The organism is Chryseobacterium scophthalmum, assembly GCF_900143185.1.
GTDB classification, from domain to species: domain Bacteria; phylum Bacteroidota; class Bacteroidia; order Flavobacteriales; family Weeksellaceae; genus Chryseobacterium; species Chryseobacterium scophthalmum.
This window is the reverse complement of record NZ_FSRQ01000005.1, coordinates 187,750-213,544: the sequence shown is the minus strand read 5'-3', so window position 1 is coordinate 213,544 and position 25,795 is coordinate 187,750. Positions and strand designations below refer to the sequence as shown.

The 25,795-nt window shown below is 33.1% G+C and carries 28 protein-coding genes; 9 read left to right on the top strand and 19 right to left on the bottom strand.

Annotated elements, in window-relative coordinates:
* Positions 1-110: 110 nt before the first annotated feature.
* The 6 genes from rocD to pdxA form a co-directional block, all read right to left on the bottom strand.
* Positions 111-1,361, bottom strand: a complete 1,251-nt coding sequence (gene rocD, locus BUR17_RS19175) for an ornithine--oxo-acid transaminase (RefSeq protein WP_074232092.1) — start codon at positions 1,359-1,361, stop codon at positions 111-113.
* Positions 1,362-1,593: 232 nt separating this feature from the next.
* Positions 1,594-2,949 (bottom strand): acetyl-CoA carboxylase biotin carboxylase subunit, encoded by a 1,356-nt coding sequence (gene accC / locus BUR17_RS19170; RefSeq protein WP_074232091.1) that lies wholly within the window; start codon positions 2,947-2,949, stop codon positions 1,594-1,596.
* 97 nt (positions 2,950-3,046) lie between these two features.
* Entirely contained in the window at positions 3,047-3,529 is a 483-nt protein-coding gene (gene accB, locus BUR17_RS19165; protein WP_074232090.1) for an acetyl-CoA carboxylase biotin carboxyl carrier protein, read from the bottom strand.
* A 127-nt stretch (positions 3,530-3,656) separates the two neighbouring features.
* The gene (rpmF, locus tag BUR17_RS19160) at positions 3,657-3,860 is read right to left on the bottom strand and encodes a 50S ribosomal protein L32 (protein ID WP_066674711.1); all 204 of its coding nucleotides are present in this window, start codon (positions 3,858-3,860) and stop codon (positions 3,657-3,659) included.
* Positions 3,861-3,919: 59 nt separating this feature from the next.
* Complete coding sequence (locus BUR17_RS19155) at positions 3,920-4,438, bottom strand: YceD family protein (protein WP_074232089.1); 519 nt, start codon at positions 4,436-4,438, stop codon at positions 3,920-3,922.
* A gap of 83 nt (positions 4,439-4,521) precedes the next feature.
* Positions 4,522-5,613, bottom strand: coding sequence for a 4-hydroxythreonine-4-phosphate dehydrogenase PdxA (gene pdxA / locus BUR17_RS19150; protein ID WP_074232088.1), 1,092 nt, complete (start codon positions 5,611-5,613; stop codon positions 4,522-4,524).
* Between the two features lie 49 nt (positions 5,614-5,662).
* Here pdxA and BUR17_RS19145 point away from each other — a divergent pair, with 49 nt between their 5' ends.
* Genes BUR17_RS19145 through BUR17_RS19135 form a run of 3 tightly spaced genes read left to right on the top strand, consistent with a single transcriptional unit; the run spans position 5,663 to position 8,407 of the window.
* On the top strand, positions 5,663-6,259 hold the full coding sequence (locus BUR17_RS19145) for a riboflavin synthase (RefSeq protein ID WP_074232167.1): 597 nt from the start codon (positions 5,663-5,665) through the stop codon (positions 6,257-6,259).
* Positions 6,249-7,703 (top strand): sensor histidine kinase, encoded by a 1,455-nt coding sequence (locus BUR17_RS19140; RefSeq protein WP_074232087.1) that lies wholly within the window; start codon positions 6,249-6,251, stop codon positions 7,701-7,703. The genes BUR17_RS19145 and BUR17_RS19140 overlap by 11 nt, the downstream gene beginning before the upstream one ends.
* Positions 7,703-8,407, top strand: coding sequence for a tRNA1(Val) (adenine(37)-N6)-methyltransferase (locus tag BUR17_RS19135; RefSeq protein ID WP_074232086.1), 705 nt, complete (start codon positions 7,703-7,705; stop codon positions 8,405-8,407). Before BUR17_RS19140 ends, BUR17_RS19135 begins: the two co-directional genes overlap by 1 nt.
* 50 nt (positions 8,408-8,457) lie before the next feature.
* Here the strand turns inward: BUR17_RS19135 and BUR17_RS19130 are convergent, their stop codons facing one another.
* Positions 8,458-9,168: a cell division ATP-binding protein FtsE gene (locus tag BUR17_RS19130; RefSeq protein ID WP_074232085.1), complete on the bottom strand. Its 711-nt coding sequence runs from the start codon at positions 9,166-9,168 to the stop codon at positions 8,458-8,460.
* A 157-nt stretch (positions 9,169-9,325) separates the two neighbouring features.
* Positions 9,326-9,484, bottom strand: a complete 159-nt coding sequence (gene rpmH, locus BUR17_RS19125; protein ID WP_034679005.1) for a 50S ribosomal protein L34 — start codon at positions 9,482-9,484, stop codon at positions 9,326-9,328.
* A gap of 209 nt (positions 9,485-9,693) precedes the next feature.
* Between rpmH and BUR17_RS19120 the strand changes: the two genes are divergently transcribed.
* The gene (locus BUR17_RS19120; RefSeq protein ID WP_074232084.1) at positions 9,694-10,698 is read left to right on the top strand and encodes a DHH family phosphoesterase; all 1,005 of its coding nucleotides are present in this window, start codon (positions 9,694-9,696) and stop codon (positions 10,696-10,698) included.
* A gap of 139 nt (positions 10,699-10,837) precedes the next feature.
* On the opposite strand, the gene BUR17_RS19115 is transcribed toward BUR17_RS19120, so the two are convergent.
* The 9 genes from BUR17_RS19115 to tilS form a co-directional block, all read right to left on the bottom strand.
* Positions 10,838-11,629 carry a patatin-like phospholipase family protein gene (locus BUR17_RS19115; RefSeq protein WP_074232083.1) on the bottom strand — a complete coding sequence of 264 codons (792 nt, stop codon included), beginning with the start codon at positions 11,627-11,629 and terminating at the stop codon, positions 10,838-10,840.
* Between the two features lie 68 nt (positions 11,630-11,697).
* Positions 11,698-12,480 carry an alpha/beta fold hydrolase gene (locus tag BUR17_RS19110; RefSeq protein WP_074232082.1) on the bottom strand — a complete coding sequence of 261 codons (783 nt, stop codon included), beginning with the start codon at positions 12,478-12,480 and terminating at the stop codon, positions 11,698-11,700.
* A gap of 12 nt (positions 12,481-12,492) precedes the next feature.
* Positions 12,493-13,020: a hypothetical protein gene (locus BUR17_RS19105; RefSeq protein WP_159437616.1), complete on the bottom strand. Its 528-nt coding sequence runs from the start codon at positions 13,018-13,020 to the stop codon at positions 12,493-12,495.
* A gap of 64 nt (positions 13,021-13,084) precedes the next feature.
* The gene (locus tag BUR17_RS19100; protein WP_074232080.1) at positions 13,085-13,603 is read right to left on the bottom strand and encodes an ExbD/TolR family protein; all 519 of its coding nucleotides are present in this window, start codon (positions 13,601-13,603) and stop codon (positions 13,085-13,087) included.
* A 220-nt stretch (positions 13,604-13,823) separates the two neighbouring features.
* A complete protein-coding gene (locus BUR17_RS19095) occupies positions 13,824-15,902 on the bottom strand; it encodes a protein-disulfide reductase DsbD family protein (protein WP_074232079.1) in 2,079 nt (692 codons plus the stop codon).
* A 61-nt stretch (positions 15,903-15,963) separates the two neighbouring features.
* Positions 15,964-16,878 (bottom strand): hypothetical protein, encoded by a 915-nt coding sequence (locus BUR17_RS19090; protein WP_074232078.1) that lies wholly within the window; start codon positions 16,876-16,878, stop codon positions 15,964-15,966.
* Between the two features lie 34 nt (positions 16,879-16,912).
* Entirely contained in the window at positions 16,913-17,881 is a 969-nt protein-coding gene (locus tag BUR17_RS20605; protein ID WP_084550794.1) for a redoxin domain-containing protein, read from the bottom strand.
* Positions 17,882-17,965: 84 nt separating this feature from the next.
* Positions 17,966-18,517 carry an RNA polymerase sigma factor gene (locus tag BUR17_RS19075; RefSeq protein ID WP_074232077.1) on the bottom strand — a complete coding sequence of 184 codons (552 nt, stop codon included), beginning with the start codon at positions 18,515-18,517 and terminating at the stop codon, positions 17,966-17,968.
* Positions 18,490-19,818 carry a tRNA lysidine(34) synthetase TilS gene (gene tilS / locus BUR17_RS19070; RefSeq protein WP_074232076.1) on the bottom strand — a complete coding sequence of 443 codons (1,329 nt, stop codon included), beginning with the start codon at positions 19,816-19,818 and terminating at the stop codon, positions 18,490-18,492. Before tilS ends, BUR17_RS19075 begins: the two co-directional genes overlap by 28 nt.
* Before the next feature lie 86 nt (positions 19,819-19,904).
* On the opposite strand from tilS, the gene BUR17_RS19065 reads away from it, so the two are divergent.
* The 5 genes from BUR17_RS19065 (at position 19,905) to BUR17_RS19045 (ending at position 24,283) form a co-directional block, all read left to right on the top strand.
* Positions 19,905-20,738, top strand: a complete 834-nt coding sequence (locus tag BUR17_RS19065) for an OmpA family protein (RefSeq protein WP_074232075.1) — start codon at positions 19,905-19,907, stop codon at positions 20,736-20,738.
* A gap of 370 nt (positions 20,739-21,108) precedes the next feature.
* Positions 21,109-21,756 carry an O-methyltransferase gene (locus BUR17_RS19060; protein ID WP_074232074.1) on the top strand — a complete coding sequence of 216 codons (648 nt, stop codon included), beginning with the start codon at positions 21,109-21,111 and terminating at the stop codon, positions 21,754-21,756.
* Positions 21,757-21,850: 94 nt separating this feature from the next.
* The gene (locus BUR17_RS19055; protein WP_074232073.1) at positions 21,851-22,567 is read left to right on the top strand and encodes a C40 family peptidase; all 717 of its coding nucleotides are present in this window, start codon (positions 21,851-21,853) and stop codon (positions 22,565-22,567) included.
* A gap of 6 nt (positions 22,568-22,573) precedes the next feature.
* A complete protein-coding gene (locus tag BUR17_RS19050) occupies positions 22,574-23,041 on the top strand; it encodes a DUF1648 domain-containing protein (protein ID WP_074232072.1) in 468 nt (155 codons plus the stop codon).
* 3 nt (positions 23,042-23,044) lie between these two features.
* Complete coding sequence (locus tag BUR17_RS19045) at positions 23,045-24,283, top strand: 3-deoxy-D-manno-octulosonic acid transferase (RefSeq protein WP_074232071.1); 1,239 nt, start codon at positions 23,045-23,047, stop codon at positions 24,281-24,283.
* On the opposite strand, the gene BUR17_RS19040 is transcribed toward BUR17_RS19045, so the two are convergent.
* Both BUR17_RS19040 and BUR17_RS19035 read right to left on the bottom strand, forming a co-directional pair.
* Entirely contained in the window at positions 24,275-24,901 is a 627-nt protein-coding gene (locus BUR17_RS19040) for a deoxyuridine 5'-triphosphate nucleotidohydrolase (RefSeq protein ID WP_074232070.1), read from the bottom strand. The two genes, BUR17_RS19045 and BUR17_RS19040, sit on opposite strands and share 9 nt — an antisense overlap.
* Positions 24,901-25,653: a glycosyltransferase family 2 protein gene (locus tag BUR17_RS19035; protein WP_074232069.1), complete on the bottom strand. Its 753-nt coding sequence runs from the start codon at positions 25,651-25,653 to the stop codon at positions 24,901-24,903. The genes BUR17_RS19040 and BUR17_RS19035 overlap by 1 nt, the downstream gene beginning before the upstream one ends.
* Between the last annotated feature and the right edge of the window lie 142 nt (positions 25,654-25,795).

Sequence of the window (25,795 nt, the reverse complement as noted above, 5' to 3'; positions counted from 1 at the left end):
AAAGCTTAGATGAAAAATAAACGTAAAAGTTAAACAATCGTTTGTTCTATTTATTGAATAAAAAAATAACACTCTGATTTAGAGTGTTATTCATTTGGAAATATTTGATTTTATTTTTTGAAATCTAAGATTGTTTTCTCAATAATCTTCACACAATCTAATAATTGCTCTTCAGTAATAACCAAAGGTGGTGCTAATCTGATGATGTTTCCGTGGGTTGGTTTTGCTAAAAGTCCGTTTTCTTTTAATTGTAAACAAAGATTCCATGCGGTAGAACTTTCAGGAGTATCATTGATTAAGATTGCATTCAATAAACCTTTTCCTCTTACTTTGGTAATTAAGTCTGATTTTTCAATTAGTTTTTCGATTTCGCTTCTGAATAGTTTTCCTAATTCTTCAGCTCTTTCAGAAAGTTTTTCTTCTTCTACAACATCTAAAGCTGCAATTGCAACAGCACAGGCAATTGGATTTCCTCCAAAAGTAGAACCATGTTGACCAGGCTTGATAACATTCATAATCTCATCATTCGCCAAAACTGCAGAAACAGGATACATTCCACCTGAAAGTGCTTTTCCTAAAATTAAGATATCAGGTTGTACATTTTCGTGGTGACAAGCAATCAATTTACCAGTTCTTGCAATTCCTGTCTGTACTTCGTCTGCAATGAAAAGAACATTGTATTTTTTACATAATTCTAAAGCGTTCTTAAGGAAATTTTCATCCGGAACGTAAACTCCAGCTTCTCCCTGAATCGGTTCAACCAAAAATGCTGCAATATTTTGAGCGTCATTTTTTAGAACTTCTTCTAAAGCTGCAAGGTCGTTGTAAGGAATTTTTACAAATCCCGGTGTGAAAGGACCGTAGTTTTTATTGGCATCTGGATCGTTTGAGAAAGAAACGATTGTTGTCGTTCTTCCATGGAAATTGTTTTCACAAACTACAATTTTAGCCGCATTTTCTGAAATTCCTTTTACTTCATAGCTCCATTTTCTGGCTAATTTTACTGCTGTTTCTACAGCTTCAGCTCCGGAGTTCATTGGTAAAACTTTATCAAATCCGAAAAGAATAGTGATTTTTTTCTCGTATTCTCCCAAGTTTGAATTGTAAAAAGCTCTGGAAGTTAAAGCTAATTTTTTAGCCTGATTTACCAAAGCATCAACGATTTTCGGATGAGAATGCCCTTGGTTCACTGCTGAATAAGCCGAAAGGAAATCGTAATATTTTTTACCTTCAACATCCCAAACAAAAACGCCTTCACCTTTATCTAAAACCACCGGAAGCGGATGATAATTGTGAGCACCATGTTTTTCTTCGAGTTCAATAAAATATTGTGAGTTTTTTGTTTGTTCTGCTATTGACATATTTTTTGCTTTTTTACAAATTTAAGTATAATAAACCAGATGGTTCAACAGAATAATGATGCTGAATATTAGATATATTTAAGTGTGTTTTGATGGTATGAAATAATCCTTTAGAAAATATTGCTCAAACAAATTATGACTTCCAGTTTTTATATCTTTTGAAATGAATTTAATTTTAAATAAAAAAACCGCCTCAAGTGAAGCGGTTTTCAATATATTTTTTAAAATAATCTTAGTGATTATCATATTTTCTATCCATTACAAAATCCTCCATGAACTTTGTGGTATAGTTTCCTGCAACATAGTTTTCATCTTCCATCAACTGTCTGTGGAAAGGAATTGTGGTTTTCACTCCTTCAATATAGAATTCTTCCAAAGCGCGTTTCATTTTTGCAATTGCTTCTTCACGGGTTTGAGCCGTTGTAATTAATTTTGCAATCATTGAATCGTAGTTAGAAGGAATAGTGTATCCTGAATAAACGTGAGTGTCAACTCTGATTCCGTGTCCTCCAGGAATATTTAATCCTGTGATTTTTCCCGGTGAAGGTCTGAAATCAGCATATGGATCTTCTGCATTGATTCTACATTCAATAGAATGTAATTTCGGATAATGGTTGATTCCTGAAATAGGAGTTCCTGCTGCCAAAAGAATTTGCTCTCTGATTAAGTCATAATCAATAACCTGCTCAGTAATTGGGTGCTCAACCTGAATTCTTGTGTTCATTTCCATGAAATAGAAATTTCTGTGTTTGTCAACAAGGAATTCAATTGTTCCTACACCTTCATAACCGATAAATTCTGCTGCTTTTACTGCTGCATCACCCATTTTCTCACGAAGTTCGTCAGTCATGAATGGAGAAGGAGTTTCTTCAGTTAATTTCTGGTTTCTTCTTTGTACAGAACAGTCTCTTTCAGAAAGGTGACAAGCTTTACCAAATTGGTCACCTGCAACCTGAATCTCGATATGTCTTGGCTCTTCAATCAGTTTTTCCATGTACATTCCTCCGTTTCCGAAGGCTGCAACAGCTTCCTGAATTGCAGATTCCCAGTGTTCTTTAAGGTCTTCAGCTTTCCAAACAGCTCTCATTCCTTTTCCACCACCACCTGCAGTAGCTTTGATCATTACAGGATAACCTGTTTCTTCTGCTGTTTTTACTGCATGCTCGTAAGATTCAATTAAACCTTCAGAACCAGGTACACAAGGTACGTTTGCAGCTTTCATGGTAGCTTTAGCATTGGCTTTATCTCCCATTCTTTCGATCTGTTCAGGAGAAGCACCAATAAATTTGATACCGTTTTTCTGACAGATTCTTGAGAAATTAGCATTTTCAGATAAGAAACCATACCCCGGGTGAATTGCATCTGCATTGGTAATCTCTGCAGCAGCAATAATGTTAGGGATTTTAAGATATGAGTCTTTACTCATTGCAGGACCAATACAAACAGCCTCGTCAGCAAATCTTACGTGAAGACTGTCTTTGTCTGCAGTAGAGTATACCGCAACGGTTTTGATTCCCATTTCTTTACAAGTACGTAAAATACGCATTGCAATTTCGCCACGATTGGCGATTAATATTTTTTTGAACATCTTCTTCAATTTGAAAATTAGATAATTTGAAAATTAGATAATGTTATTTTAATGTAGAATTTAATCTAACATCTAATGTCTAACATCTAACTTCTAATTAAGATGGATCTACTAAGAATAATGGTTGGTCGTATTCAACAGGAGTAGCATCATCAACTAAAATCTTAACGATTTTACCGCTTACTTCAGACTCGATTTGGTTGAATAACTTCATTGCTTCGATTACACAAACTACTTTTCCGTTAGAAACTTCGTCACCTACATTTACAAAAACATCTTTATCTGGAGATGGTTTTCTGTAGAAAGTTCCGATCATTGGAGATTTAATAGTTACATATTTACTATCGTCAGAAGCTGCTTCTGTTTTTTCTGGAGCTGCAGAAACCGGAGCAGGAGCATGACCTGGAGCCACTTGTTGTGGAGCTTGCTGATACATTGCAGGTTGAGCAACATAGCTTACTTCATTACCACCTAGTGGAGTTTTAATAGTAATTTCGAAATCTTTAGTTTTATATTTTACTTCTGAAACCTCAGCTTTAGATACAAACTTGATAAGATTTTGTATGTCTTTAATGTCCATAAATTTGATATTTGATTTGCTGTCAAAGATACCAAAAAAACACAAAAAACAACAAAAAACCGCCAAATTTTATAAAAATTGGGCGGTTTCTGTATTAAAACGAGTGTTTTTCGATGAAAAGCGACTCTTAGTTTTCTTCAGTAGTAGCTACTTCTTTTTCCATTACTACTTTACCTCTGTAGTAAAGTTTTCCTTCATGCCAGTGAGCTCTGTGGTATAAATGCATTTCTCCTGATGTTGCATCTTTTGCTAATTGAGGAACTACAGCTTTATAATGAGTTCTTCTCTTATCTCTTCTTGTAGACGATTGTCTTCTCTTTGGATGTGCCATTTTGTAATAACTTTTTTAATTGATGAGTGATGAGATTCATCATCTCATCATTAAACTATTTAATTTTTATTCTTTAAATTTTTTAGTGCGTCCCATCTAGGATCGCTTTCTTCTTCTTCCTCTATTTCTTTTGGACTGAATTTTTCAAGGATTTCCAAATCTTCATCACTTACGTTGGGTGATAATTTTTTCATGGGTATTGAAAGTGCCACGTTTTCATATATCAATTGCGAAATATTAAAAGCGTGATCGTTTGCAGGAATGGTGATGACATCTTCTTCGCTGTCATCATATTCTTCTCCGAACTTTACCAAAATACCGATTTGGTTTTCAATAGGGTAAGTGAAATCTTCGTTTGTGATATCACAAACCAATTCTACTGTACCATCTACTTTTATTTCAAATTCTAAAAAAGTAGTGTGTTTATCAAGTAAAACATCAACTGCAATTTTAGGATTTGTAAATTCCTGATCAGTGTCAAATAATTGAAAGAACTCTTTATCTATCTCAAACTTGAACTCGTGCTTACCGGTTTTTAACCCAGAAAAGCTTACGTCGTAGTTTCTTAACTTGTCCATAAAATGAGTGTGCAAAAATATGCATTTTTTTTAATATTACAAATAAAATTCATAACAAATTAATTTTAATTCGTTTACAGATTTTACATTTCGCTTTCTATTGGTAGATCTTCGTCAATTCCGTTATCCGATGGCATCCTTCTTGGCTGTAGGCGATTGCTCATCAAATCTTTATAATCATTTCGGTTATTGAAAATTTTAATTGCCGTGAAAATAGCTTCCATAAAACTTTGTGCATCGGCAACGTTTTTTCCTGCAATATCATAGGCTACACCGTGATCGGGTGACGTTCTGATAAAAGGAAGTGCAGCAGTATAATTTACTCCTTCTTCATACGCTAAAGTTTTAAAAGGTGCTAATCCCTGATCGTGATACATTGCTAAAACAGCATCGTAATTTTTATATTTTGCAGGCTGAAAAAAACTGTCTGCAGGAAAAGGTCCGAACGTTAAGATTCCGTTGTCTGAAAGTTCTTTGATTGCCGGAGAAATGATTTCTATTTCTTCATTTCCTATTACTCCGCCATCACCTGAATGTGGATTTAATCCTAAAACCGCAATTTTTGGTCTTCTGATCGCAAAATCTTCAATTAAAGTTTGGTTTAAAGCGCGGATCTGTTTTTTTATTTTTTCTTTAGAAATATTTTCAGCAACCTGAGAGATAGGAATATGATGAGTAGAAACAGCTACTTTCAAATCTTCGGATACCAAAAACATTAAGCCTTTTTTATTGAATTTTTCTTCAAAATAACCGGTGTGACCCGCATGTTTGAAACCCATTTTTACCATCTCGTCTTTGTTGATAGGTGCGGTTACCAAAACATCAATTTCGCCTTTCATTAAAGCTTCAGTTGCTGCTTCCAACGAATCTATTGCCATTTTGGTAGATTCTTCTGTAGGTTTTCCAAGCTCTACATTAGAATTTTCTTTCACAAGGTTCACCATATTCAGCTTCCCATTTTGGGCTTGTGAAGCTTCGGTGATGTAATTGAAATTTAAATTAAGCTTAAAAAGATTTTTCTGATAAGTGAAAAGTTTGCCCGATCCAAAAATAATTGGAGTGAAAAAATCTGTAATAGTTTTGTCCGTCAGAGACTTCATGATGATTTCGGGGCCGATGCCGTTGAAATCTCCAATTGAAATTCCTACTCGTACTTTATGGTTTTTTGGGCTCATTTTGATTATCTTTGAAGATTATAATTTTACAAATTTAGCAAAAAATAATATGTTCACAGGAATTATTGAAGCAGTAGGGGTTATTGAGAAAATACAGGAAAACGGAACGAATATAGACTTTACACTAAGTTGTCCTTTTACGAACGAACTAAAGATCGATCAAAGTCTTGCTCATAACGGCTGTTGTTTGACGGTTGTTGAGATAAAAGATGATCAATATGTGGTTACTGCAATTAATGAAACTTTAGAAAAAACAAATTTAGGGAAATGGAAAGTAGGAAGCGTTGTTAATTTGGAGCGCTGTATGAAGATGGACGGAAGGCTTGATGGACATATCGTACAAGGTCATGTAGACAAAACCGGAGAAATTGTGAGCATCGAAAACAAAGATGGCAGCTATTTTGTTACTGTAAAATATAATTCAGAAGGTAATTTTGTTACAGTTCCTCAAGGCTCAATCACGGTTAACGGAATTAGTTTGACGGTAGCTAAAAGTGAAGACTTTCAGTTTTCTGTAGCTATCATCCCATATACTTGGGAATTTACCAATATGAATACACTTCAGGTAGGCGATAAAGTAAACCTGGAGTTTGATATTATTGGTAAGTACATCTCAAAACTAATTAGCAGGCAGAATGGCATTTAATAAATATAAAGGATATAGCTTAAGAAACCGTGTATTTTTCGGATTCTTATTAATATGTCTTTTAAGTGTTGCTGCATCTTCGTTGGTTCCTTATTTTGTCTTGCGGAATAATGCCCTGCAACAAAGCAAAATTGATATGCAGGAAAAAACCAATGCGGTAATGGCGTATTTTGATTATGCTTTGAGCCGTACTTCTGTGCAAACTCAGGATCTTAAAAAGGTTTTAGGAAATAAGATATTTGAAATTGCAGATATTAATCAGCACGATATTATTGTTTACGATCTGAAAGGTAATTATTTGCTGTCAAATAAAGATTTGAATCTTGTTGACCGCAAAAAAGTTCCGGTAGATATTGTCAACAAAATCTTGTCAAAAGAAACCCGATACGATATTCGAGGGTATGATGCTGATAAAGATGCGGTATATACTTCATCGTATCTCGTTCTGAAAAATAATATGTGGGAGCCAATCGGGATTATCTATATTCCGTTGTACCATAATGAGTCTGCTTACATGGAAGTATTGCATAAGTACGTGATTTACATTCTTTTAATAGATTTAATTATTATTGTTTTCAGCATTTGGCTCAGTTGGGTTACTTCAAATAATTTAGCGAAAAATATCACGAAATTCTCAGATATGATTACCCGTATCACTCTTTTTGAGAATGAAATGCGTCCTATCAAATATTATAAAAATGATGAACTGAATGCTTTGGCGAGAGCATATAACAGGATGATTCTTCAGATTCAGGATCAGAAAGAAAGACTTCGTTTTAAAGCTTCAGAAGAAGCGTGGCGTGAAATGGCAAAACAGGTGGCGCACGAAGTGAAAAATCCACTGACTCCAATGAAATTGACCATTCAGAATTTTGAAAGGAAATTTGATCCGCAAGATCCGAATGTTACCGAAAGAGTAAAGCAGATGAGCAAAACAATGGTCGATCAGATCGATGTTATTGCAACCGTGGCTTCTGCTTTTTCTGAATTTGCCAAACTTCCCGAAAAGAATAATGAAGTTATTAATTTGAATAGTGAAATAGAAGATATTTTAAGGGTTTTCAACGATGATCAGATATTCGTTCATACGAATAAGAGCAATATTATGATTACGATGGATCGTGTTTTCCTTTCCAGAATTATTACCAATTTGGTTACCAATGCAAAACAGGCGCAAAGTGATGATCGAAATCTTTTGGTGAATGTTGATATCGAGCAGCATCAGAGAAGAGTCATTATTTCTGTTGAGGATAACGGTATCGGAATTCCTGAAGATATGTTCGAAAAAATATTTGAACCCAATTTTACCTCTAAAAACAGTGGGATGGGACTTGGTTTATCGATGGTCAGAAAGATGGTTGAAGATTACAAAGGTGAAATTTCCGTAAAATCTGTAGTTGGAAAAGGGTCTACATTTACCATCACTTTACCGACCAATTTATAGTGAAATCTTTTAAATTTAAACAGTTTGAAATTCAGCAGTCAAAAAACGTCTTCCGCGTAGGAACAGACGGTGTTTTGCTGGGTTCTTTAGCAAATGTGGATAATGTTTCTAAAGTATTGGAGGTAGGGACGGGAACAGGCTTGATTTCGTTAATGTTGGCGCAAAGAAATTCTCAGGCAGATTTTTTAGGAATTGATATTAATGAAGAAGCGGTAAATCTGACTAAAAGCAATTTTGAAAATTCACCATTTCATTTAAGATTAAAAAATATTCTCCAAGATTTTAAAGCGTTTCAGTCTGAAGTAAAATTTGATTTAATTGTTTCAAATCCGCCTTATTTTGAAGAATCTGATTCGAAAAAAGATAAATTGGCGCGTCAAACAGTTGAATTAAATTTCTTGCAACTGATTTCAAAGTCCTCAGAATTGCTTTCTGAAAATGGTATTTTATCTGTGATTATTCCGTCTGAAGCTGGAAATGATTTTGTTAGAATTGCTCATGAAAATCAATTATTTCTGATTCGACAAGTTAATATCAAAGGAATTGAAAATTCAAAAGTAAAAAGATTAATTCTCGAGTTTTCTTTAACTGAAAAAGGAGTGGAAGAATCTGAATTTATTATAGAAAAAAGTCCGAGACAATACTCGGACCAATATCTTGAACTCACCAAGGAGTTTCATGTCTTTAAAGAAGTTAGAAATTAGATTTTAGAAGTTAGTATTTTCTGAATCTTTCAATTTCTGAATCTTTTAATTTATTCAAACAATTCAGACGTATCCAATACAGAAACTTTTCCATCTTCACATCTGATTGCTTCTCCAGGGAAATTCTGAATCATGTGATAATCGTGTGTCGCCATTACTACGGCTGCATGATTGTCTTCAGCAACTTTTTTCAGAAGCGTCATAATTTCGTTAGAGGTTTCAGGATCTAAATTTCCTGTTGGCTCATCTGCTAAAATTAAATCCGGGTGGTTTAAAAGTGCTCTTGCAATGGCGATACGCTGTTGTTCTCCACCTGAAAGTTCGTGTGGCATTTTATGCTTTTTCCCTTTCATGTTTACACTTGAAAGAACTTCGTTGATGCGGTCGTCGATTTTTGTTTTGTCGCTCCATCCTGTAGCTTCTAAAACGAACTTTAGATTTTTTTCAACCGTTCTGTCAGAAAGCAATTGGAAATCCTGAAAAACAATTCCTAATTTTCTTCTAAGATTAGGAATATCGGAAGCTTTTAATTTAGCCAGATCAAAACCTACCACTTCAGCTTTTCCCGCAACCAAAGGAATATGTCCGTAAAGAGTCTTCAAAAGAGAACTTTTTCCGGAACCTGTTTTTCCGATAAGATAACAGAATCTTCCTTTCTTTATATTAAGGTTAACGTCAGAAAGTACCGTGAAACTTTTTTGAGCAATCTTTGCGTGTTGCAAACTTACAATACTGTCTCCGGTGATATTTGTATGTGGCATAAATTCAAATTTTATAGGCTTTTCAGAAAGCACTTTTTTCAGATTTTAAAAATAAAAAAAGATATTCTATAAACCTAAAAATTAATATATTTTAACAACAAAAAATGCCTGAAAAAGTACTTTTCAAGCATGATCTGTATATTTTGACTAAAGAATATTATCTCTTAGCTCTTGCAGAACTTACTGTAAGGCTTTTTCTGCCTTTAGCTCTTCTCGCTGCCAAAACTCTTCTTCCGTTTGGCGTAGACATTCTTTCTCTGAAACCGTGTTTGTTTCTTTTCTTTCTTTCTGATGGTTGGAATGTTCTTTTACTCATTACTATATGTTTAAGTCGTAATTATCTATTAATTTTCAGGTTGCAAAGATATTAATTTTTTTAATAGATACAAATATTACCTTTCTTTTTTTGAAATATTTTTAATTGATTTATAAAGAGATTTTTTTTAAAACTAGCTCTGTACTATTCTATATTTACTATTCATTCCGTTTAAAACCTTTATCTTTGGAAACTCAAATTTAAAGAAAATGTTTACACCTTCAGAACTTTTAGAAATCAACAAGCTTCTTGTACCGGAAAATAAAATTGTTATTCTTACCCATTACAATCCGGATGGAGATGCTATTGGCTCTAGTTTAGGCTTAAAACATTACTTAAAAGCAAAAGGTTTGGAAGCTGAGGTTGTTGTTCCCAACGATTTTCCAAAATTCCTGAAATGGATGCCTGAAGCGAAGAAAAATATTATTGGTGAATACAAAAGAAAAGTTGCTTTTGATATTATTAATGAAGCAGATGTTATTTTCTGTTTAGATTTCAATTCTCCTGCGAGAATAGGGATTTTGGGTGATTGGTTGATGAGAGCGAAAGCGAAAAAAATTCTTATCGATCACCATCAGCAACCTGAAGATTTTGATTTTGTATATTCCGATACTGTTATTCCAGCGACTTGTCAGATGGTTTATCATTTCATTGAAGCGATGGACGATGAAAAATTGGTTAATCAAGATATTGCAGAATGCCTTTACACCGGAATTATGACTGATACAGGTGGTTTCCGTTTCCGTTCTACAAGTGCTACAACGCACAGGATTGTTGCTAATCTGATTGAAAAAGGTGCAGATCCGTCTGTGATTACTTCTAATACTTGGGATACGAATACCGTTTCACGTTTGCATTTATTAGCCTTGATTTTAGGTAGAATAGAGGTGGTAAATGACGGGAAAGTTGCGGTTTTGTATTTAACAAGAAAAGAACTTCAGGAATATGGTTTCCAGAAAGGAGATACAGAAGGTTTTGTAAATTACGGACTGAGTATTGTCGGAGTAAAAATGGCTGCGTTTTTCATGGAAGATCTTTACGAAGATTTCATTAAAATTTCTTTCAGAAGTAAAGATGATGTAGATGTGAATCAGTTTTCTAGAAAATATTTCAGCGGTGGAGGTCACATCAATGCAGCAGGAGGAAAATCGATGGAATCTTTACCAGATACGATTGAAACTTTTAAAAGTAGAATTGCGGAGGAGAATTTGTAGTTAGTTAGTTAGTTAGTTAGTTAGTTAGTTAGTTAGTTAGTTAGTTAGTTAGTTAGTTAGTTAGTTAGTTAGTTAGTTAGTTAGTTAGTTAGTTAGTTAGTTAGTTAGTTGCAGAAACTCATAACTAATAATTCAAAACTTATAACTTTTTGTAACCTCTTTCTTCAAGATCATTACAGGTGTATTCATAAACTTCCTGAAACATTACGTCCAGAAATTTTTTGTTGAATAAACTGAATTTTGTCATTTTTGGAGGGTCTAAAAATATGTCGCAATGACTTGCTTTAGAATAAACAGACTTCGCAATTGCTAAATGTAAAATACGGTCAAATTCTTTCATTAAACTCATGTTTTCCAATCCGTCATAACTGATAGAATTTACGTGAGAGCCAATCAGGAAATCGCATTTGTCAACAATTGGTTCTATCGGAAGGTTGTCTAAAACTCCGCCGTCGACATAAATTTTTTCACCAATTTTTACAGGAGGTAAAACAAAAGGCACGCTTGAAGAGGCTAGAAGAGGCCCGAAAAGTTCTCCTTCAGAGAAAAAATCTACAATGCCGTGAGTCATTTCCGTTGCGGTAACATATACGGGAATTTTTAAAATTTTAAAATCATCTTCTGGAAAATGATCATTAAAAAGTTTAAGAATAAATTTTGAGCTGAAAATCCCGTTTCTGGAAAGCTTCAGATAAGAACGTGAGAAAAAGGTGGTTTGCTTTACAATCTCCATCATTTCATCAGGTGTTTTCCCGAAAGAATAAAATGCACCAACAATAGATCCTGCACTCGTTCCTGAAATAATATCGGGTTTAAGATTGTATTCTTCCAGCGCTTTTAAAACAGCAATATGGGCGATTCCCCGCATTCCGCCTCCGGAAAGTGTAAGTCCTATAATGGGTTTCTTTTTTTTGAAAGAAAATAAATTCATTGAAAAATTTAAACCTTACTAAGATATGATTTTATATATAAATGGTATCTAATATTGATAAATGTTTTCTAAAGAACCAAATTTTTTGGTAAATGATGAAGAAGTTCTGTGTTGATTATTTCGGCACAAATAGAAGGTTTTTCCCAATGACCGTTGTGTCCGCAATCAAGAACATAGGATTTGATATTGGTACGATCGGGAAGATTATTGATTGTATTTTCAGTTTTTACTGCATTGTCATGTTTTCCGGCAAGAACTAAAATGCGGCATTCCAGGTTTTCTAAAACATGTTTTTTGTCTGTTCTTTCCACCATTCCTTTTACGCAGGCTAAAGCTCCGAGATTATTCGTAGATAGTGCAACTTCCAGAGCGGTTTCTATTTTGCCTTCCAGAACATCTCTTTCATTAGGATTAAATAAATTAGGGATTCCGGCTCTTGCATAATGCGCAAAAGCATCTTTTATTATTCTGTAGCTTTTCTTACGCTGTTCTTTTTTCTCAGCATCATCCGGAAAATAGTTAGAGAAAAATAAAGTCAGACTTTTTAAATAATCAGAATATTGCTCGGCAAATGCTAAAGAAACGTAACCGCCCATCGAGTGACCGAGCAAATGGATATTTTTAAAATTTTGATGATCTAAAACTTTTTTTACTTCTTCTGCCATCATTTCCATGGTGTGAACTTCGGCTAAGGTATCCGATTTTCCATGTCCCGGAAGATCTATTTTCAGTAAAGTAAAATCTTTGGAAAGATGTTTTTCAAGGTCGATCCAGATTGAAATGTTTTCCATAAAACCATGAAGCAGAACCAACGTCTCTTTCCCTTGTCCTTTTTTTTCAAAATTGAGCATAACCTTAAAATTTTAGTATTGAATGTCGATATAATCTACAAATCCCGAACCATTTACCATATCCTGAAGTCTGTACGTTTTTCCGCCATCTTTAGATGAGAAAGTTTTAGTTCCTTTTCTTGTGTAAGGTTTTCCGTTGTCATTTTCCGGAATTTTTTGAGTGATTTCTCCGGTGAAATTCATGTGTTTTGCAGAAACTACCTGTATAAAACCTTTAATATTAATTGAATTATTTCCTGATTTAATACTTCCTGAAACATCATAATTATCTCTTTCGCCTTCAATTTTTGTAAAATTTACAGATCCTGAGTATTTAGGTGAACTGTCATTCTGATAAAAGAATTTGTGACTTCCGCTGAAATCTTTAAAACGGTTTTCGCTATTTTTGGCTTTAATGCTGTCGTTCAGTTTTGTTCTTGCAGCATTGATGGAATCTACGATTTTTGTGCTGTCAACTTTACTGTTGACTTCTGTAGTTTCTTTTTTTGAACATGAAAAGCTTAAGATTCCGATTCCGGCTAAAATTAAAATGTTTTTCATCATGGTTTGAAATTTACGCTCAAATTTATATAAAAAAAGAGCATTATAAAAATGCTCTAAGGTTTTATTTTATTACGTTTTCGTAAACTTTCTTTTCCCAGGGTTTGATGTCGCTTATTCCGTATCGTTCTTTTTTCGAGATTGAAATATTATCCATCATATCTACGAAATTTTTGTAATTCGCATCATCGGTAGGTTTTACAATAATTGTGAAATTTTCTTTTTTCGGAGCTTGTTCATAAGCATTAGAAATTATTTTTGAAACATTCAAACCGTTATAATCTGTTTCTTTTAAACCTGCTTCTGTAAGATCTTTTTCATTACTTTGATGATAAAAAATCCTGTTGTTTTCTCCAATGATAAAAGTAATTTGATTTTTGTCATCAATAACATGGGGCGGGTTTGGATTAGGATCTTTTGCCGGCAACCCTAAATCCATTACATTAGGTTTTGTAAAACTTGATGTAAACATGAAAAACATCAATAATAAAAAATTTAAATCGACCATCGGAGTCATATCGATTTTGATAGGTTTCTTGTTTTGTTTGCCTCCTGATTTTTCTTTTGTGATAACTTCAGCCATAATTCAGTTTTTTAAATGTTGAACGAATTTTTAGAATCAATGAAATTTTGTTTCACTTTAAATTGATTCGATGCAAAGTTTATACCTAAATTTTTATTTTAGTGTTAAATTATCAAAATTAATATTCGTTTTAATAATTTATTGATGTAACCATTAAAAAAGCCTTATCAAAATGAATTGATAAGGCTTAGATTTATAATTGATTATCTTATTTATTATCTTATTTATTATTCTTGAAGTAATTGACACCACATTCAAGGAATTTTTTGAATTTCTCTTTTTCCATATAACCTGAAACTGGAGAATTGATTACTTTTCCATCCGGAGTTAAAAGAACGTAATGAGGCTGCGAATTATTATTAAAATTAGCGGTCTGGAACAAGCTCCATCTGTCGCCAATTGTTTTTACTTTTTTCACCTGTCCGTCTCCCAAATCGATTTTAGTTTTTTGATCTTCAGGAAGCTCTTCTTTGTCGTCTACATAAAGAGAGGCAAGAACAACGTCGTTTTGAAGAATTGGTAAAATATCCGGTTCGCTCCAAACGAATTCTTCCATTTTTCTACAGTTTTCACAACCGTACCCTGTAAAGTCGATTAGAATTGGTTTGTTTTCTTTTTTGGCCAATTCTATAGCGTTAAAGAAATCATGTTCAGGATGCATTCCCAAAATTCCGTCTTTTTCATCATGGAAATAACTAACATTCAAAGGAGGCAAAATTCCGCTTAATAATGATAATTTTGGACGTTCTGCAGGAATTAATCCCTGAACTAAATAAACAACAAAACCAATTCCTAAAACTCCGATGATTTTTCTTGTAACAGAAATTTTCGGCTTCTTATCATCATGAGGAAATCTTATCAACCCGAATAAATAAATAACCAATCCGATGGCAATTACAATCCAGATTGCGATGAATAGTTCTCTTTTAATTAAGAATGTTTTAGAAACTAAATCTGCTTTTGATAAGAATTTTAAAGCCAAAGCCAATTCCACAAAACCTAAAACAACTTTCACAGTATTCATCCAGCCCCCCGATTTTGGAAGACTTTGTAAAGCTTGCGGGAATAAAGCCAATAATCCGAAAACGATCGCCCAAGCCAATCCGAAACCAGCCAAAGCAAATGTTAATAACATCGGAACGTTTGCAGAACCTGTAATAGCACTTCCCAGTAAACTTCCCAAAATAGGACCTGTACAAGAGAAAGAAACAATTACTAAAGTTAAAGCCATGAAGAAAATACCAATCATTCCGCCAGCTTCTTCTGCTTTTGAAGATTTGTTGGCAATAGAGCTTGGTAGAGTAATATCGTAGTATCCGAAGAAACTTCCTGCAAAGAAAATAAAGATGATAAAGAAAACGATATTCAGCCAAACGTTGGTAGAAATTTCGTTGAAAATATTTCCTGCAATTCCATCAATTAAATGGAAAGGAAGGCTTAATAAAACAAAGATTAAAAGGATGAAAAACCCATAAACCAAAGCGTCTCTTTTTCCTTTTGCCGGGTTTTTATTCCCCTTTGTAAAGAAAGAAACCGTTAATGGAATCATTGGGAAAACGCATGGTGTTAATAAAGCGATCAAACCACCAATGAAACCTAATAAAAGATATGTCCAATAATTTTCATCAATTTTAGATGAACCAGTTCCGCAATCTGTTAATGGTTTTGAAATATCAATCGAAGCTACTTTTAATTGTTTAGGATCTAATTTTGCGGTCTCAACGATTGTAGAATCTCCTTTTACAGGATTTCCGGTAAGCGTTTCAACAACTTTAGCAGAATCTTTAGCTACCTCAGTTTTATCGTCGGTTAGAGTTTCTTCTGTAGCTCCTGTTGGAGTAATTTTTTTATTGAATTCTAAAGTATTCGGAGCAAGACAAACTCTGTCGTCACACGTCTGATAAGTAATTTCTGCAACTACATCTCCAGCTTTTGTTGGGTCTTTTAGTTTAAATTTTTGCTTAAAACCTGCAGAATTTGAATAGTAAATAATCGTTCCGCCGAAAGCTTCAGAAAATTCTTCATGCTTTTTTCCGACTTCCTGAAATTTACCAATCAGTTCAATGTTTTTTCCCGAAACCACATATTCTGTAGGGATTCCTGTGTCTTCAGGAATATCTCTGGAGTAAATATGCCATCCGCTTTCCAGTGTAGCATTCAAAACAGCTTCATACTGATTGTTGCCCAATTCGTTAACGGTGAATTTGAATTTTACAGGATTTTTGATCTGTGCTGAAATTCCTACAAAAAGTACAAGAAAAAAAAGAAGAAATGTTTTATTAAGTGATTTAAACCACATGATGTAATTGTTTTTTTTATTAGAAAGTTTACAAAAATAAAGCTTTTTACTAAGATTTGATTTAAAACTTGAAACTGTATTCCAGATTAGCGATAAAACTTCGTGTTAAACCATCCGGTCTTAAGTCTCGCACGGCAAAAGGAGCTCCTAAACTGAGCTGAAGCGCATGAACTTCATTCAAATTATAATCAAAAAACAGATTTCCATTAACCGTTAAACCTTGAGAACCGTCAATTTCTCGTTCTGTTCCAAACATATCGGTGAATTGATCATTAGAAAGATGGTAAATATTCAACAATCCAGGAGTAATCTGAAGCTTGTCTGTAATTTTGAAAGGATAAGATATTCTGAGTAAAACATCACCGCTTCGTTTGAAATCTTTAGTCGTATGAAAATTTCTCAACGGAGAATTTACAGGGTAATTCTCTGCAACAAACTGATTGTTGTTTTGAGTTAATGGCTGTTGTAAAGCAGCAATTAACTGTAGTTTTTTAATCTGATATCCTGCTCCAACAATAAGATCAAAAGTACCTAAACTGGCTTGGTAATCCATTGGTAAAGTTCCTCCGTTTTTGGTTTTATTTCCATCTATTAACGGGATTTTTGTACCTAAAGTAACGCTTAGATTTTTATTCAAACGATAATTCGTACTCAAATAAATGTCTGATAATCCGAAAGTGTTTATGTTGTTTCCAACCTGTGAAAGAGACGTCACTTTAGCATTAATGGCCAATTTAGAATTGATCTGTCTGTTATATTCTGCGTATTGACTATAAGCAGTAATCTCGTTATCTGCTTTCCCGACAGAAAAACCAATCTTTAACTGATTTTTTTGCACAGAAATAGAATCATTCTGATGCGGTTTTAAACTGTTTACAGTACAAAACCCTGCATCGCTGCAACCTTGAGCTTTTAATGAACTTGTAGCCATTGCAAACAAAAAGAAGCAAAAACTGTAGAAATATTGATTTTTCATATTGTGTGAGTTTTAATTATTTTAGAAACTAAATTTATAACTGTTTTAAGATGTCTTCCAACGAAGCTCTTTCTTTATAATCAGGATTAAAATGTCTCCACGAAATTTCTTTATTTTCATTAATAATGAACGTTGCAGAAACCGGAAGTCTTCCAGAATTATCTGATCTGCTGTCTGTAAAATCACCTTTTAATCTTGAATTGTAAAAATCAAGCGTTTTTTGTTCCGGAGTGTAAAGTACATCAAACATTTCGGCAATTTTATAATCTTCATCGTACAAAACGGTGTAATCTGTTTTTGTTTTAGCGATGGTTTTTTCAATAAACTCAGGCTTTTCTGGCGAAATAATAACCAGTTTTGCATTTTTTGCTTTCAACTCAGGTGAAATATTTTGCAGACTTTCAACATATTTGTTACAGTAAGGACACCATTGCCCGCGAATGAAAACCAAAACGATCTTCTCCTTTTCTTTTGATAAAGTAAATGTTTTTCCTAAATGATCTTTAGCCGAAAAATCAGCAATTTTATCGCCCACCATTTTTCCTTTTACCTGATCGATTGTTTTAACCGTATTTTTTGAAAAAGCTTTATCTAAAACAGCCATTCCAACTCCCGAAAACTGTTGTGCATTATAATATCCGAAATCATATTGAATCAACTCTCCATTCTTATCTAAAAATAAAAACGAAGGATAGTTTACAATTTTATATTTTTTTACAAGCTGAAGTCCGTCTTTATCTTTTTCAGCATCAATCGCAAGATTTACAAAGTTTTTGTTGAAAAGTTCTCCGATTTTCTCATCAGTAAAGGTATTCTTTTTCATCAGTTTACATGGTCCGCACCAGGTTGTAAATAAATCGATGAAAATAAGTTTGTTTTCTTTTTGGGCGATTTTTTTTGCGGCTTCAAGATTTACATCCTGAAAATTGATGCCTTTTTCTTTTTGCGCACTTACAAAAATCCCTAAAAACAGGAATGTGCTGAATATAATTGTTTTGAACATAACGATTGTTTTTATTAAGTTCCCTAAAAAAGAAAAAATCACCCGTTCTTCAGATGATTTTTTTGTAATTTATTGATTTTCAGGTTAAAAAGTTTTATCTTTTATTTTCCGGATCTGTTCTACGCATTTGTATTTTTGGTTTTGCGCATTATGCTTGCTGGAATATTTATATTTATCCTGAATCTCTTCAATGCTTTTATTTTTTATAAAAATATCCTGAATTAAATTCTGACAATGTGAAGAAATGGCTTTAATATATCCCGTCAGTTTTTCCCAATAATATTTTTCGTTTTCAATCGCAAGGTTAATTTCCTGCTGATTTTCTATGAAATAAGTATCCGGAAATTCTATATAAAAATGCCTGTTTTTTAATCTTTTCAGCCATAGATTTTTAGAAATTCCTACAATATAATTTCCCAAACAAGTGTAGGCTTCAAAATTATCACGATGCAGTTTCTCGTAAAGAATAAGTAGCGAATCCTGAAAAATATCTTCGGCATCCTCAGAATTTCCTTTATTATTAAGAATGTATTTTTTTACGTAAACAAAATAATTTTGGTACAAAATACCGAAAGCTACATTGCTGTTTTTTTGGAAATCTTCTATGGCTAAAGAATTGGCTGTTCTTCTATCCATTGTACTGTGGTTGTTTTTTGTGTATTAACTTCTGCCTCAGATCTGCGATCCTGTCTTAGCGGAACGATTCCTAAAATGTAATCTTTGGCATCGCACAAAATCCATATTTTTTCTCTAGTTAAAGCAGATAATTTTTCATCTCTGAAAAACTTAGATACCTTCTTTTTTCCTGAAAAACCTGAAGGATAAAACTCATCGCCATCTTTTTGTTTCCTCAGATATAAAGGGAACTGAAGTTTGTCAGTATCAAAAACCCAACTAAAAGATTTACCATCTTCAATATAATTTTTAATATTGATAGATGTCTGATCTTGGTGAGAATCAAAATTTTCAACTAAGATTATTTCAGGATTTATTTCTTTTGAAAAGTTTTTTACCTTTAAAATTAAACCTTCTCTATCGACTGTTAAATGATAATCTTCTGAAAAAAAAGAACTTCCGTTTTCAGAAGAGAAAATTTTCTGAATTTCTTCCGGTCGGTTAAAGCCATATTTTTTTAGAATCTCAAATTGTACGAAATCACTTTCCTGAGCCAGCTTTTCTTTTGATAAGATTTTGTGCTCTTTGTTAAATACAGAAAGATTTTTTTCTATGATTTGAATCTGATGAGTAACAAAATCTTTGGTTTGATTAAGAAAAGAAATACTTTTTTTGAAGTTTTCTAAAAACTGATCGTTGGTTTCAGAAAGTTTAGGAACCAATTCATTCCTGATCTTATTTCTCAGATAATCACTTTTTTTATTGGAAAGATCTTCGCGGAAATTAATATTGTTTTCTTCGGCAAATTGATAAATTTCTTCTTTTGAAAAATTTAATAATGGTCTCAGAATATTATTTTCATTGGCCGGAATTCCGCTTAAACCATTAATTCCGGAAGCTTTTGAAAGGTTGATGATAAAGGTTTCCAACTGATCATTCAGATGATGAGCGGTTACCAAAAAATCCAGATTTTCTTTCTCCTGAATTTCTCTGAAGAATCGGTAACGAAGTTCGCGCGCCCAAAGCTGAATAGAATTTTCCGGCTGCTCATCTTTTTCCGAAACTTCATATAAATGAAATTTAATATTATTCTTGTAGCAAAAATCTTCGACTACTTTCTGATCAGAATCAGAATCTTCACCCCGAAGTTTATAATTAATATGCGCAACCTGAAACTTGTATCCCGAACCTTGTAACTCATTAAAAAGATACGCTAAAACCATAGAATCTGCACCTCCGCTTACCGCTAAAAGATAGGTTGAGTTACCGGATGATTGGGTAAGATTTTGAAGCTGTTTTTCAAATGCGAATTGTGTAAGCATAATGCTCAGAATTTCTTTTGAACAAAGATAATCCTAATTATTAAAATGAATTTTGTTACCTTTGAAATCGTTTAAAAAGTTTATTTATGAAGATTTTTAAAATTTTAGTAGCTTCAGTAGTGGTGTTGGGAATGACATCTTGCGTTAGTAAGAAGCAGTATGATGCTCTAAGTGGCAACTACAAACAGTGTATTGAAAATATTGGTGAGAGACAACGTGAAATTCAGGATCTGAAAGGTCAGAATTCTACATTGACAGCGGAAAATAACTTATTAAAAAGTCAGCACGATGCTTTGAAATCATCTTTGGATGCTTGTCTTTCAAACACAGGAAAGAGCTCGGCAAATATTGATAAATTGGTTGGTGAGATCAATGCATCAAATTCTTATATCAAACAGTTGATTTCTGCAAATGCTAAAAACGACAGTTTAAATTTAGCATTATCAAACAAGTTGAAAAGATCTTTGGATAATGTAACTGATCAGGATGTTCAGGTGAAAGTTCTTAAAGGTGTTGTAATGATTTCATTGTCAGATAAATTATTATACAAAACAGGAGATTACAACGTTTTACCTGCAGCTCAGGAAGTTTTGGGTAAAGTAGCAAAAGTAATCAACGATTATGATAAGTATTCTGTATTGATTGAAGGTAACACAGATAATGCACCATTAAGCTCTGCAAACTTACCGAGAGACAACTGGGATCTTTCTGCATTGAGAGGTACAGCAATTGCTAAAATATTGCAGACTCAGTTTGGGGTAGATCCTGCAAGAATTACAGCAGGTGGTCGTTCTGAATACAACCCTAAAGCTACCAACATGAGTGTTTCTGGAAGATCTGAAAACAGAAGAACAGAAATTATCATCATGCCTAAGCTGGATGAGTTTATGAAATTAATGGATATCACTCCTAAGAAATAATAAGACAAAACTTAAATAAAGAATTCCGATAAGTAATTATCGGAATTTTTTGTTTTCAAACTACATCTTCTTTTTTAAGAAGCTTTATAATCTGATCTAAGAAAAAACTGCGTCTTCTTTTACGGGAACTAATTTTTGTGGATGACGATTGGGTAATCGTGTAATTTTTTTCGCCATTCACGGGTAACAAATTTGTTTTCATCATCTTCATTCGAGTATTCTTACCTCTTTCTCTTATTTTGCAGTACCACAAAGTTATCAGCCTATCATCAGGAAAACAATCCGTATTTTTACGGATATTTTTTTGGAGATTATATTTTGATTTAAGACCCAGGATTATTTTAATTAAATTTGAACAAATAAAAAAATAATGAGTTTTTTTGAAGAAAAAAATCCGGAAATGGATCGGTATCTGGAAAATCATGCTTCGTCTGAGCCCGAAATTCTTAAAAAATTAAGAAGAGAAACTTTTCAGAAAACCACTCAGCCGCATATGATTTCCGGTTATCAGCAGGGAAGGCTTCTAACGATTATTTCTAAAATGCTGAATCCTAAAAACGTTTTAGAAATAGGAACTTTTACAGGATATGCCACGCTTTGCCTTACAGAAGGGTTGTCTCCGGAAGGAAAAATAACAACGCTTGATGTAAATGAAGATCTGGCTTATCTCCCAAGAAAGTATTTTTCTGAAAGTAAATTTTCAAATCAGATTGATTTTAAAATTCAGGATGCAAAAGAATTTCTAGGGAATACTGATGAGGTTTTCGATCTGATTTTCATTGATGCCGATAAAGAAAATTATGCTGAATATTTCAGATTAATAAAACCGAAGACAAAATCAGGCTCTGTAGTTCTATTTGATAATGTACTTTGGTACGGGAAAGTTTTAGAAGAAAACCCGAAGCAGAAATCTACCCAGATCATTAAAGAACTTAATGATTTGGTGGCAAAAGATGATGATTTTGAAAATCTTATTCTACCTTTGCGTGACGGAGTAAACTTTCTAAGAAGAAAGTAGAATTTAAAGATTTAAAAATTAAAAATAATTTAAAGATTTTACATCATCTGATTTTTTAATATTTGAATCATTCAATCTTTAAATCGAAAAATTGATGGATAAAGGAATTTGTATCGTGACTGTTGCGCCTGTTCGTTCCGAAAATTCGGATAGAGCAGAAATCGTTACCGAAATTTTGTATGGTGAAAGTGCAGATATTTTGGAAGTAAATAAAAACTGGACGAAAATAAAAATGCACTACGACGGCTATGAAGGCTGGATGGATACCAAACAAATCAAACCTGTCACCGAAGAATATCTTGCTAACAGAAAAGTAACCTTAATTACAGAAGATTTTTCTTCGGTAATGACTCTTGAGGGAAAAACATTGTTGTCAATGGGGTCTGAAGTAGAGTTTCCGGCTGTTGCATCCAGAAGAAGTCATGATGTACGTGAAAGTATTGCTTTGACGGCAAAAGAATTTCTAAACATTCCTTATTTGTGGGGTGGGAAAAGTTTTTTTGCGGTTGACTGTTCCGGTTTTGTACAGTTGGTTTATAAAATTCATAATGTGAAAATGCCTAGAGATACTTATCAACAAGCAGAAATAGGAGAGACTTTGAGTTTTGTAGAAGAAAGTCAGCCGGGAGATTTAGCATTTTTCGAAAATTCTGAAGGCAAAATTATTCATGTAGGGATTATGCTCGACAATCAAAAAATCATCCATGCTTCAGGAAAAGTAAGAATAGATACGCTCGATTCTAGTGGGATTTTTAATAAAGAAATGAATAAGCATACTCACAAACTGAGAGTGATTAAAAGCATTCTTTAAACTTTTATGGAAACTGTGATTCTTACTGCTTTTGATATTTTGAATTTAGTATTGATTCTGTTTTTATGGGTTTATACTCTAAGAATATTTAAAAAACTTCCTGAGAAAATTCCGACTCATTTTGATCTTGAAGGTAAACCTGATCATTTTGGAGGGAAAAGATTTGCTTTTTTTCTCCCTGTTTTATCGGCCATATTTTATGTGGTTTTCTTTTTTATAACAAAATATCCCGAAACCGGAAATTTTCCTTTTGAGATTACAGAGGCAAATCAGAAAATGCAGTTTTTCATCATGATTTTTCTGTTGAAATGGCTTTTGTTTCTTGTTGTATTGATGTTTTTAAATATTCAGGATTATACAATTCGGTACAGTTTAAATTCGGACTCGAAAGCAAGAGTTCACATTTTATTATTTATTCCTTTTATTTTTATCAGCGTAATGGCCGCAATAATCTCGGCTTATATTTATCAATAATCTATGGCTATTTTATATTCCATATTTGTAAATCTTCTCATTTTCGGAATGAAAGTTTTGTCGTTGTTTAATGATAAAACTAAAAAAGGCGTTGAAGGAAGAAAGCGTTCTTTGGATATTGTGAAGTCTGCATTTTTGCCTTCTGATAAAGTTTTGTGGATGCATGCTGCAAGTCTTGGAGAATACGAACAGGGACTTCCTGTTTTAGAAAAACTCAAAAAAAACTTTCCGGATCATAAAATTCTGATTACTTTCTTTTCACCATCGGGTTACGAAAATGTAGTTAAGAAAAAACATATTGCAGATGCGATTTGTTATCTTCCTTTCGATAGAAAAAGTACGATAAAAGAATTTATTTCTCAGTTTGATTGTGAATTGTTTTTTACGGTAAAATATGATTATTGGTATAATCTTTTGGCAGAACTTAAACATGAAAATATAAAAACATTTGTGATCTCGGCGTTGTTTTACGAAAGACAGTCTTTCTTCACAACGTATGGGAAATGGTTTGTAAAACAGCTGAAGCAAAATATAACTTGGTTTTTTCATCAGACACAACATTCATATGTTTTGGCTAAATATATCGGTCTACTAAATTCTTCGGTAACCGGAGATACCCGATTTGACAGGGTAAAGCAATTGAGACTTCGTAATAATCAGGTTGATTTCGTTGAAGAATTTATCAGCGGTAAAAAGACAATTGTTTTTGGAAGTTCATGGCAAGCGGAAGAAAAAATTGCAAAAATGATTTCTGAAAAAAATGAGAATTTAAAAATAATTATTGCTCCACACGATTTAAAAAGAGTCGATAATTTAAAAGAAATTTTTCCCTCTGCAATTTTGTACAGCGAATTGCAAAACACCCAAACTCTCCAACCCTCAAACTCTCAAACGCTCATCATCGATAGCATTGGATTGCTTTCCAAATTATATTCTTATGCAGATGTTGCAATTGTTGGTGGAGGTTTTCACGAAGCTGGACTTCACAATATTTTGGAGGCAGCAACTTTCGGTGTTCCTGTGATTTTCGGAAATCATTACAAGAAAAATCCTGAAGCAGATCAATTAATTTTGGCTAAAGGCGGTAAATCTTTTGAGAACGAAAACTCAGTGGCTCAATTTGTTTTAGATTTATTTAATAATGAAAAAATGCGTTTAGAGATGTCTGAAAATGCTGAGAAATTTGTGACTAAACAACCAGATTCTTCAGAGCTTATTCTTCAAAAGATTTTATCACTTTAAAAATCCCTGATTCTTAATATCTTTGATGATCAAATCAAAATGATCCGGAATTTTATCGGTGGTGAACCAATTAAAGTCTATTCCATTATTGATAAACAGTTTTTCAAGATAAATATTAGCGGTGATTTTCTCGTGCGCAACTGAAAGATATTCATCAATTTCCATCCAGTAATCTTCATCTAGTTTTTTAGTTAAAGCTAATGCTTTTACAATTTTGTTAATGATATAAAGATAAAGTTTATAGACATCATTGAATCTCTGCCGGCTCAGTTTTTCATTGCTTTCAAGTATTTCATTGATCAATAAAAGGTTTAAGCTAATGTCACCAAATTTATCGGTTGTTACTTTTACGTGTTCGGTAATTTGCGCACTTATTTTTCGGATAAGTACAATGAAATATTTTTGATTGCTGATGTATTTAGAAGCATATTCTACTTTTTCATTAATCAGTTCTTCCATTGCATCGCGTTTCTGATCAACGGTTTCTTCATCGATTAATTCGAAATATAATTTTTTAGATAAGATTTCATCCTTTCTCAGTAGTCTGAAAATGAGTCGGTCTTTTTCTACAGATGAGAGTTGACTTAATGCTGCTTTAAATTCTTTAGAATACTCCATTAATTAAATATTTTCGAATATTTCATAAATCCGTTTAACGCCCAGTTTGCAGTGTAATAAAGAGATTTTAAAGTAGAAAACTTCATAAAATATTTATAAACAAGATACTGGTCTTTGATGATATTCTGTTTCTTTCTTGAGATGCTGTTTTCACGCATCCTGTATTTAGCCATTGTTTTTGGAAGCGGTTTTCCTGCGGGAATTTTCTTTAATAAATTCAGCCACATTACGTGATCTTCTCTTTTGCTTCCTTCCGGGAAAAATTCTTTTCCGATTCTATGTGAATCGTACATAGATGATAGAAGAGAAAGTCTGCAGGTTTTAAGCAAGTTATTAAAAGTAACTTCTTTGTCGGCTTTAAAATCTTCAATCTTCGGAATTAAATTCTCATCACATCTTGCATAATTAGAATAGGCAATTTCTGCATTTTCACGCTTCATAAAATTGACCATTTCTTCAAGAAAATTGGGCTCCCAAAAATCATCTGCATCAAGAAAAGTTATAAATCTTCCGGAAGCTTGCGCTAGAGAAAGGTTTCTTGCATGACCTGCACCGCCATTTTTTTTAGCAATAATTAATTTTATTCTGGAATCTGGATGTTTCTGAATGATTTCAACGGAATTATCTGTAGACTGATCGTCTGTAATAAGCCATTCCCAATCGGTAAAAGTTTGATTCATTACCGAGCTGATGGTTTCTTCTAAAAAAAGAGAAGAATTGTAACAAGGAGTAATGATGGAAACTTCGGGCACGTGTTTTTTTGCAAATATAAGGCTTTGTGAACAGATTTTCTTCGGGGAATTTTTAAGGAAATGTAAATTATAGTTCAAAATTCAAAAAAAATGATTGAATTTTTAAAAAAAATCATAATTTTAACGCTTGAAAAATTTGATC

Bases quoted from the DNA above. Each gene is read 5' to 3' on its own strand.
- rocD (WP_074232092.1), bottom strand. From the start codon at position 1,361: ATGTCAATAGCAGAACAAACAAAAAACTCACAATATTTTATTGAACTC.
- accC (WP_074232091.1), bottom strand. From the start codon at position 2,949: ATGTTCAAAAAAATATTAATCGCCAATCGTGGCGAAATTGCAATGCGT.
- accB (WP_074232090.1), bottom strand. From the start codon at position 3,529: ATGGACATTAAAGACATACAAAATCTTATCAAGTTTGTATCTAAAGCT.
- rpmF (WP_066674711.1), bottom strand. From the start codon at position 3,860: ATGGCACATCCAAAGAGAAGACAATCGTCTACAAGAAGAGATAAGAGA.
- BUR17_RS19155 (WP_074232089.1), bottom strand. From the start codon at position 4,438: ATGGACAAGTTAAGAAACTACGACGTAAGCTTTTCTGGGTTAAAAACC.
- pdxA (WP_074232088.1), bottom strand. From the start codon at position 5,613: ATGAGCCCAAAAAACCATAAAGTACGAGTAGGAATTTCAATTGGAGAT.
- BUR17_RS19145 (WP_074232167.1), top strand. From the start codon at position 5,663: ATGTTCACAGGAATTATTGAAGCAGTAGGGGTTATTGAGAAAATACAG.
- BUR17_RS19140 (WP_074232087.1), top strand. From the start codon at position 6,249: ATGGCATTTAATAAATATAAAGGATATAGCTTAAGAAACCGTGTATTT.
- BUR17_RS19130 (WP_074232085.1), bottom strand. From the start codon at position 9,168: ATGCCACATACAAATATCACCGGAGACAGTATTGTAAGTTTGCAACAC.
- rpmH (WP_034679005.1), bottom strand. From the start codon at position 9,484: ATGAGTAAAAGAACATTCCAACCATCAGAAAGAAAGAAAAGAAACAAA.
- BUR17_RS19120 (WP_074232084.1), top strand. From the start codon at position 9,694: ATGTTTACACCTTCAGAACTTTTAGAAATCAACAAGCTTCTTGTACCG.
- BUR17_RS19115 (WP_074232083.1), bottom strand. From the start codon at position 11,629: ATGAATTTATTTTCTTTCAAAAAAAAGAAACCCATTATAGGACTTACA.
- BUR17_RS19110 (WP_074232082.1), bottom strand. From the start codon at position 12,480: ATGCTCAATTTTGAAAAAAAAGGACAAGGGAAAGAGACGTTGGTTCTG.
- BUR17_RS19105 (WP_159437616.1), bottom strand. From the start codon at position 13,020: ATGAAAAACATTTTAATTTTAGCCGGAATCGGAATCTTAAGCTTTTCA.
- BUR17_RS19100 (WP_074232080.1), bottom strand. From the start codon at position 13,603: ATGGCTGAAGTTATCACAAAAGAAAAATCAGGAGGCAAACAAAACAAG.
- BUR17_RS19095 (WP_074232079.1), bottom strand. From the start codon at position 15,902: ATGTGGTTTAAATCACTTAATAAAACATTTCTTCTTTTTTTTCTTGTA.
- BUR17_RS19090 (WP_074232078.1), bottom strand. From the start codon at position 16,878: ATGAAAAATCAATATTTCTACAGTTTTTGCTTCTTTTTGTTTGCAATG.
- BUR17_RS20605 (WP_084550794.1), bottom strand. From the start codon at position 17,881: ATGTTCAAAACAATTATATTCAGCACATTCCTGTTTTTAGGGATTTTT.
- BUR17_RS19075 (WP_074232077.1), bottom strand. From the start codon at position 18,517: ATGGATAGAAGAACAGCCAATTCTTTAGCCATAGAAGATTTCCAAAAA.
- tilS (WP_074232076.1), bottom strand. From the start codon at position 19,818: ATGCTTACACAATTCGCATTTGAAAAACAGCTTCAAAATCTTACCCAA.
- BUR17_RS19065 (WP_074232075.1), top strand. From the start codon at position 19,905: ATGAAGATTTTTAAAATTTTAGTAGCTTCAGTAGTGGTGTTGGGAATG.
- BUR17_RS19060 (WP_074232074.1), top strand. From the start codon at position 21,109: ATGAGTTTTTTTGAAGAAAAAAATCCGGAAATGGATCGGTATCTGGAA.
- BUR17_RS19055 (WP_074232073.1), top strand. From the start codon at position 21,851: ATGGATAAAGGAATTTGTATCGTGACTGTTGCGCCTGTTCGTTCCGAA.
- BUR17_RS19050 (WP_074232072.1), top strand. From the start codon at position 22,574: ATGGAAACTGTGATTCTTACTGCTTTTGATATTTTGAATTTAGTATTG.
- BUR17_RS19045 (WP_074232071.1), top strand. From the start codon at position 23,045: ATGGCTATTTTATATTCCATATTTGTAAATCTTCTCATTTTCGGAATG.
- BUR17_RS19040 (WP_074232070.1), bottom strand. From the start codon at position 24,901: ATGGAGTATTCTAAAGAATTTAAAGCAGCATTAAGTCAACTCTCATCT.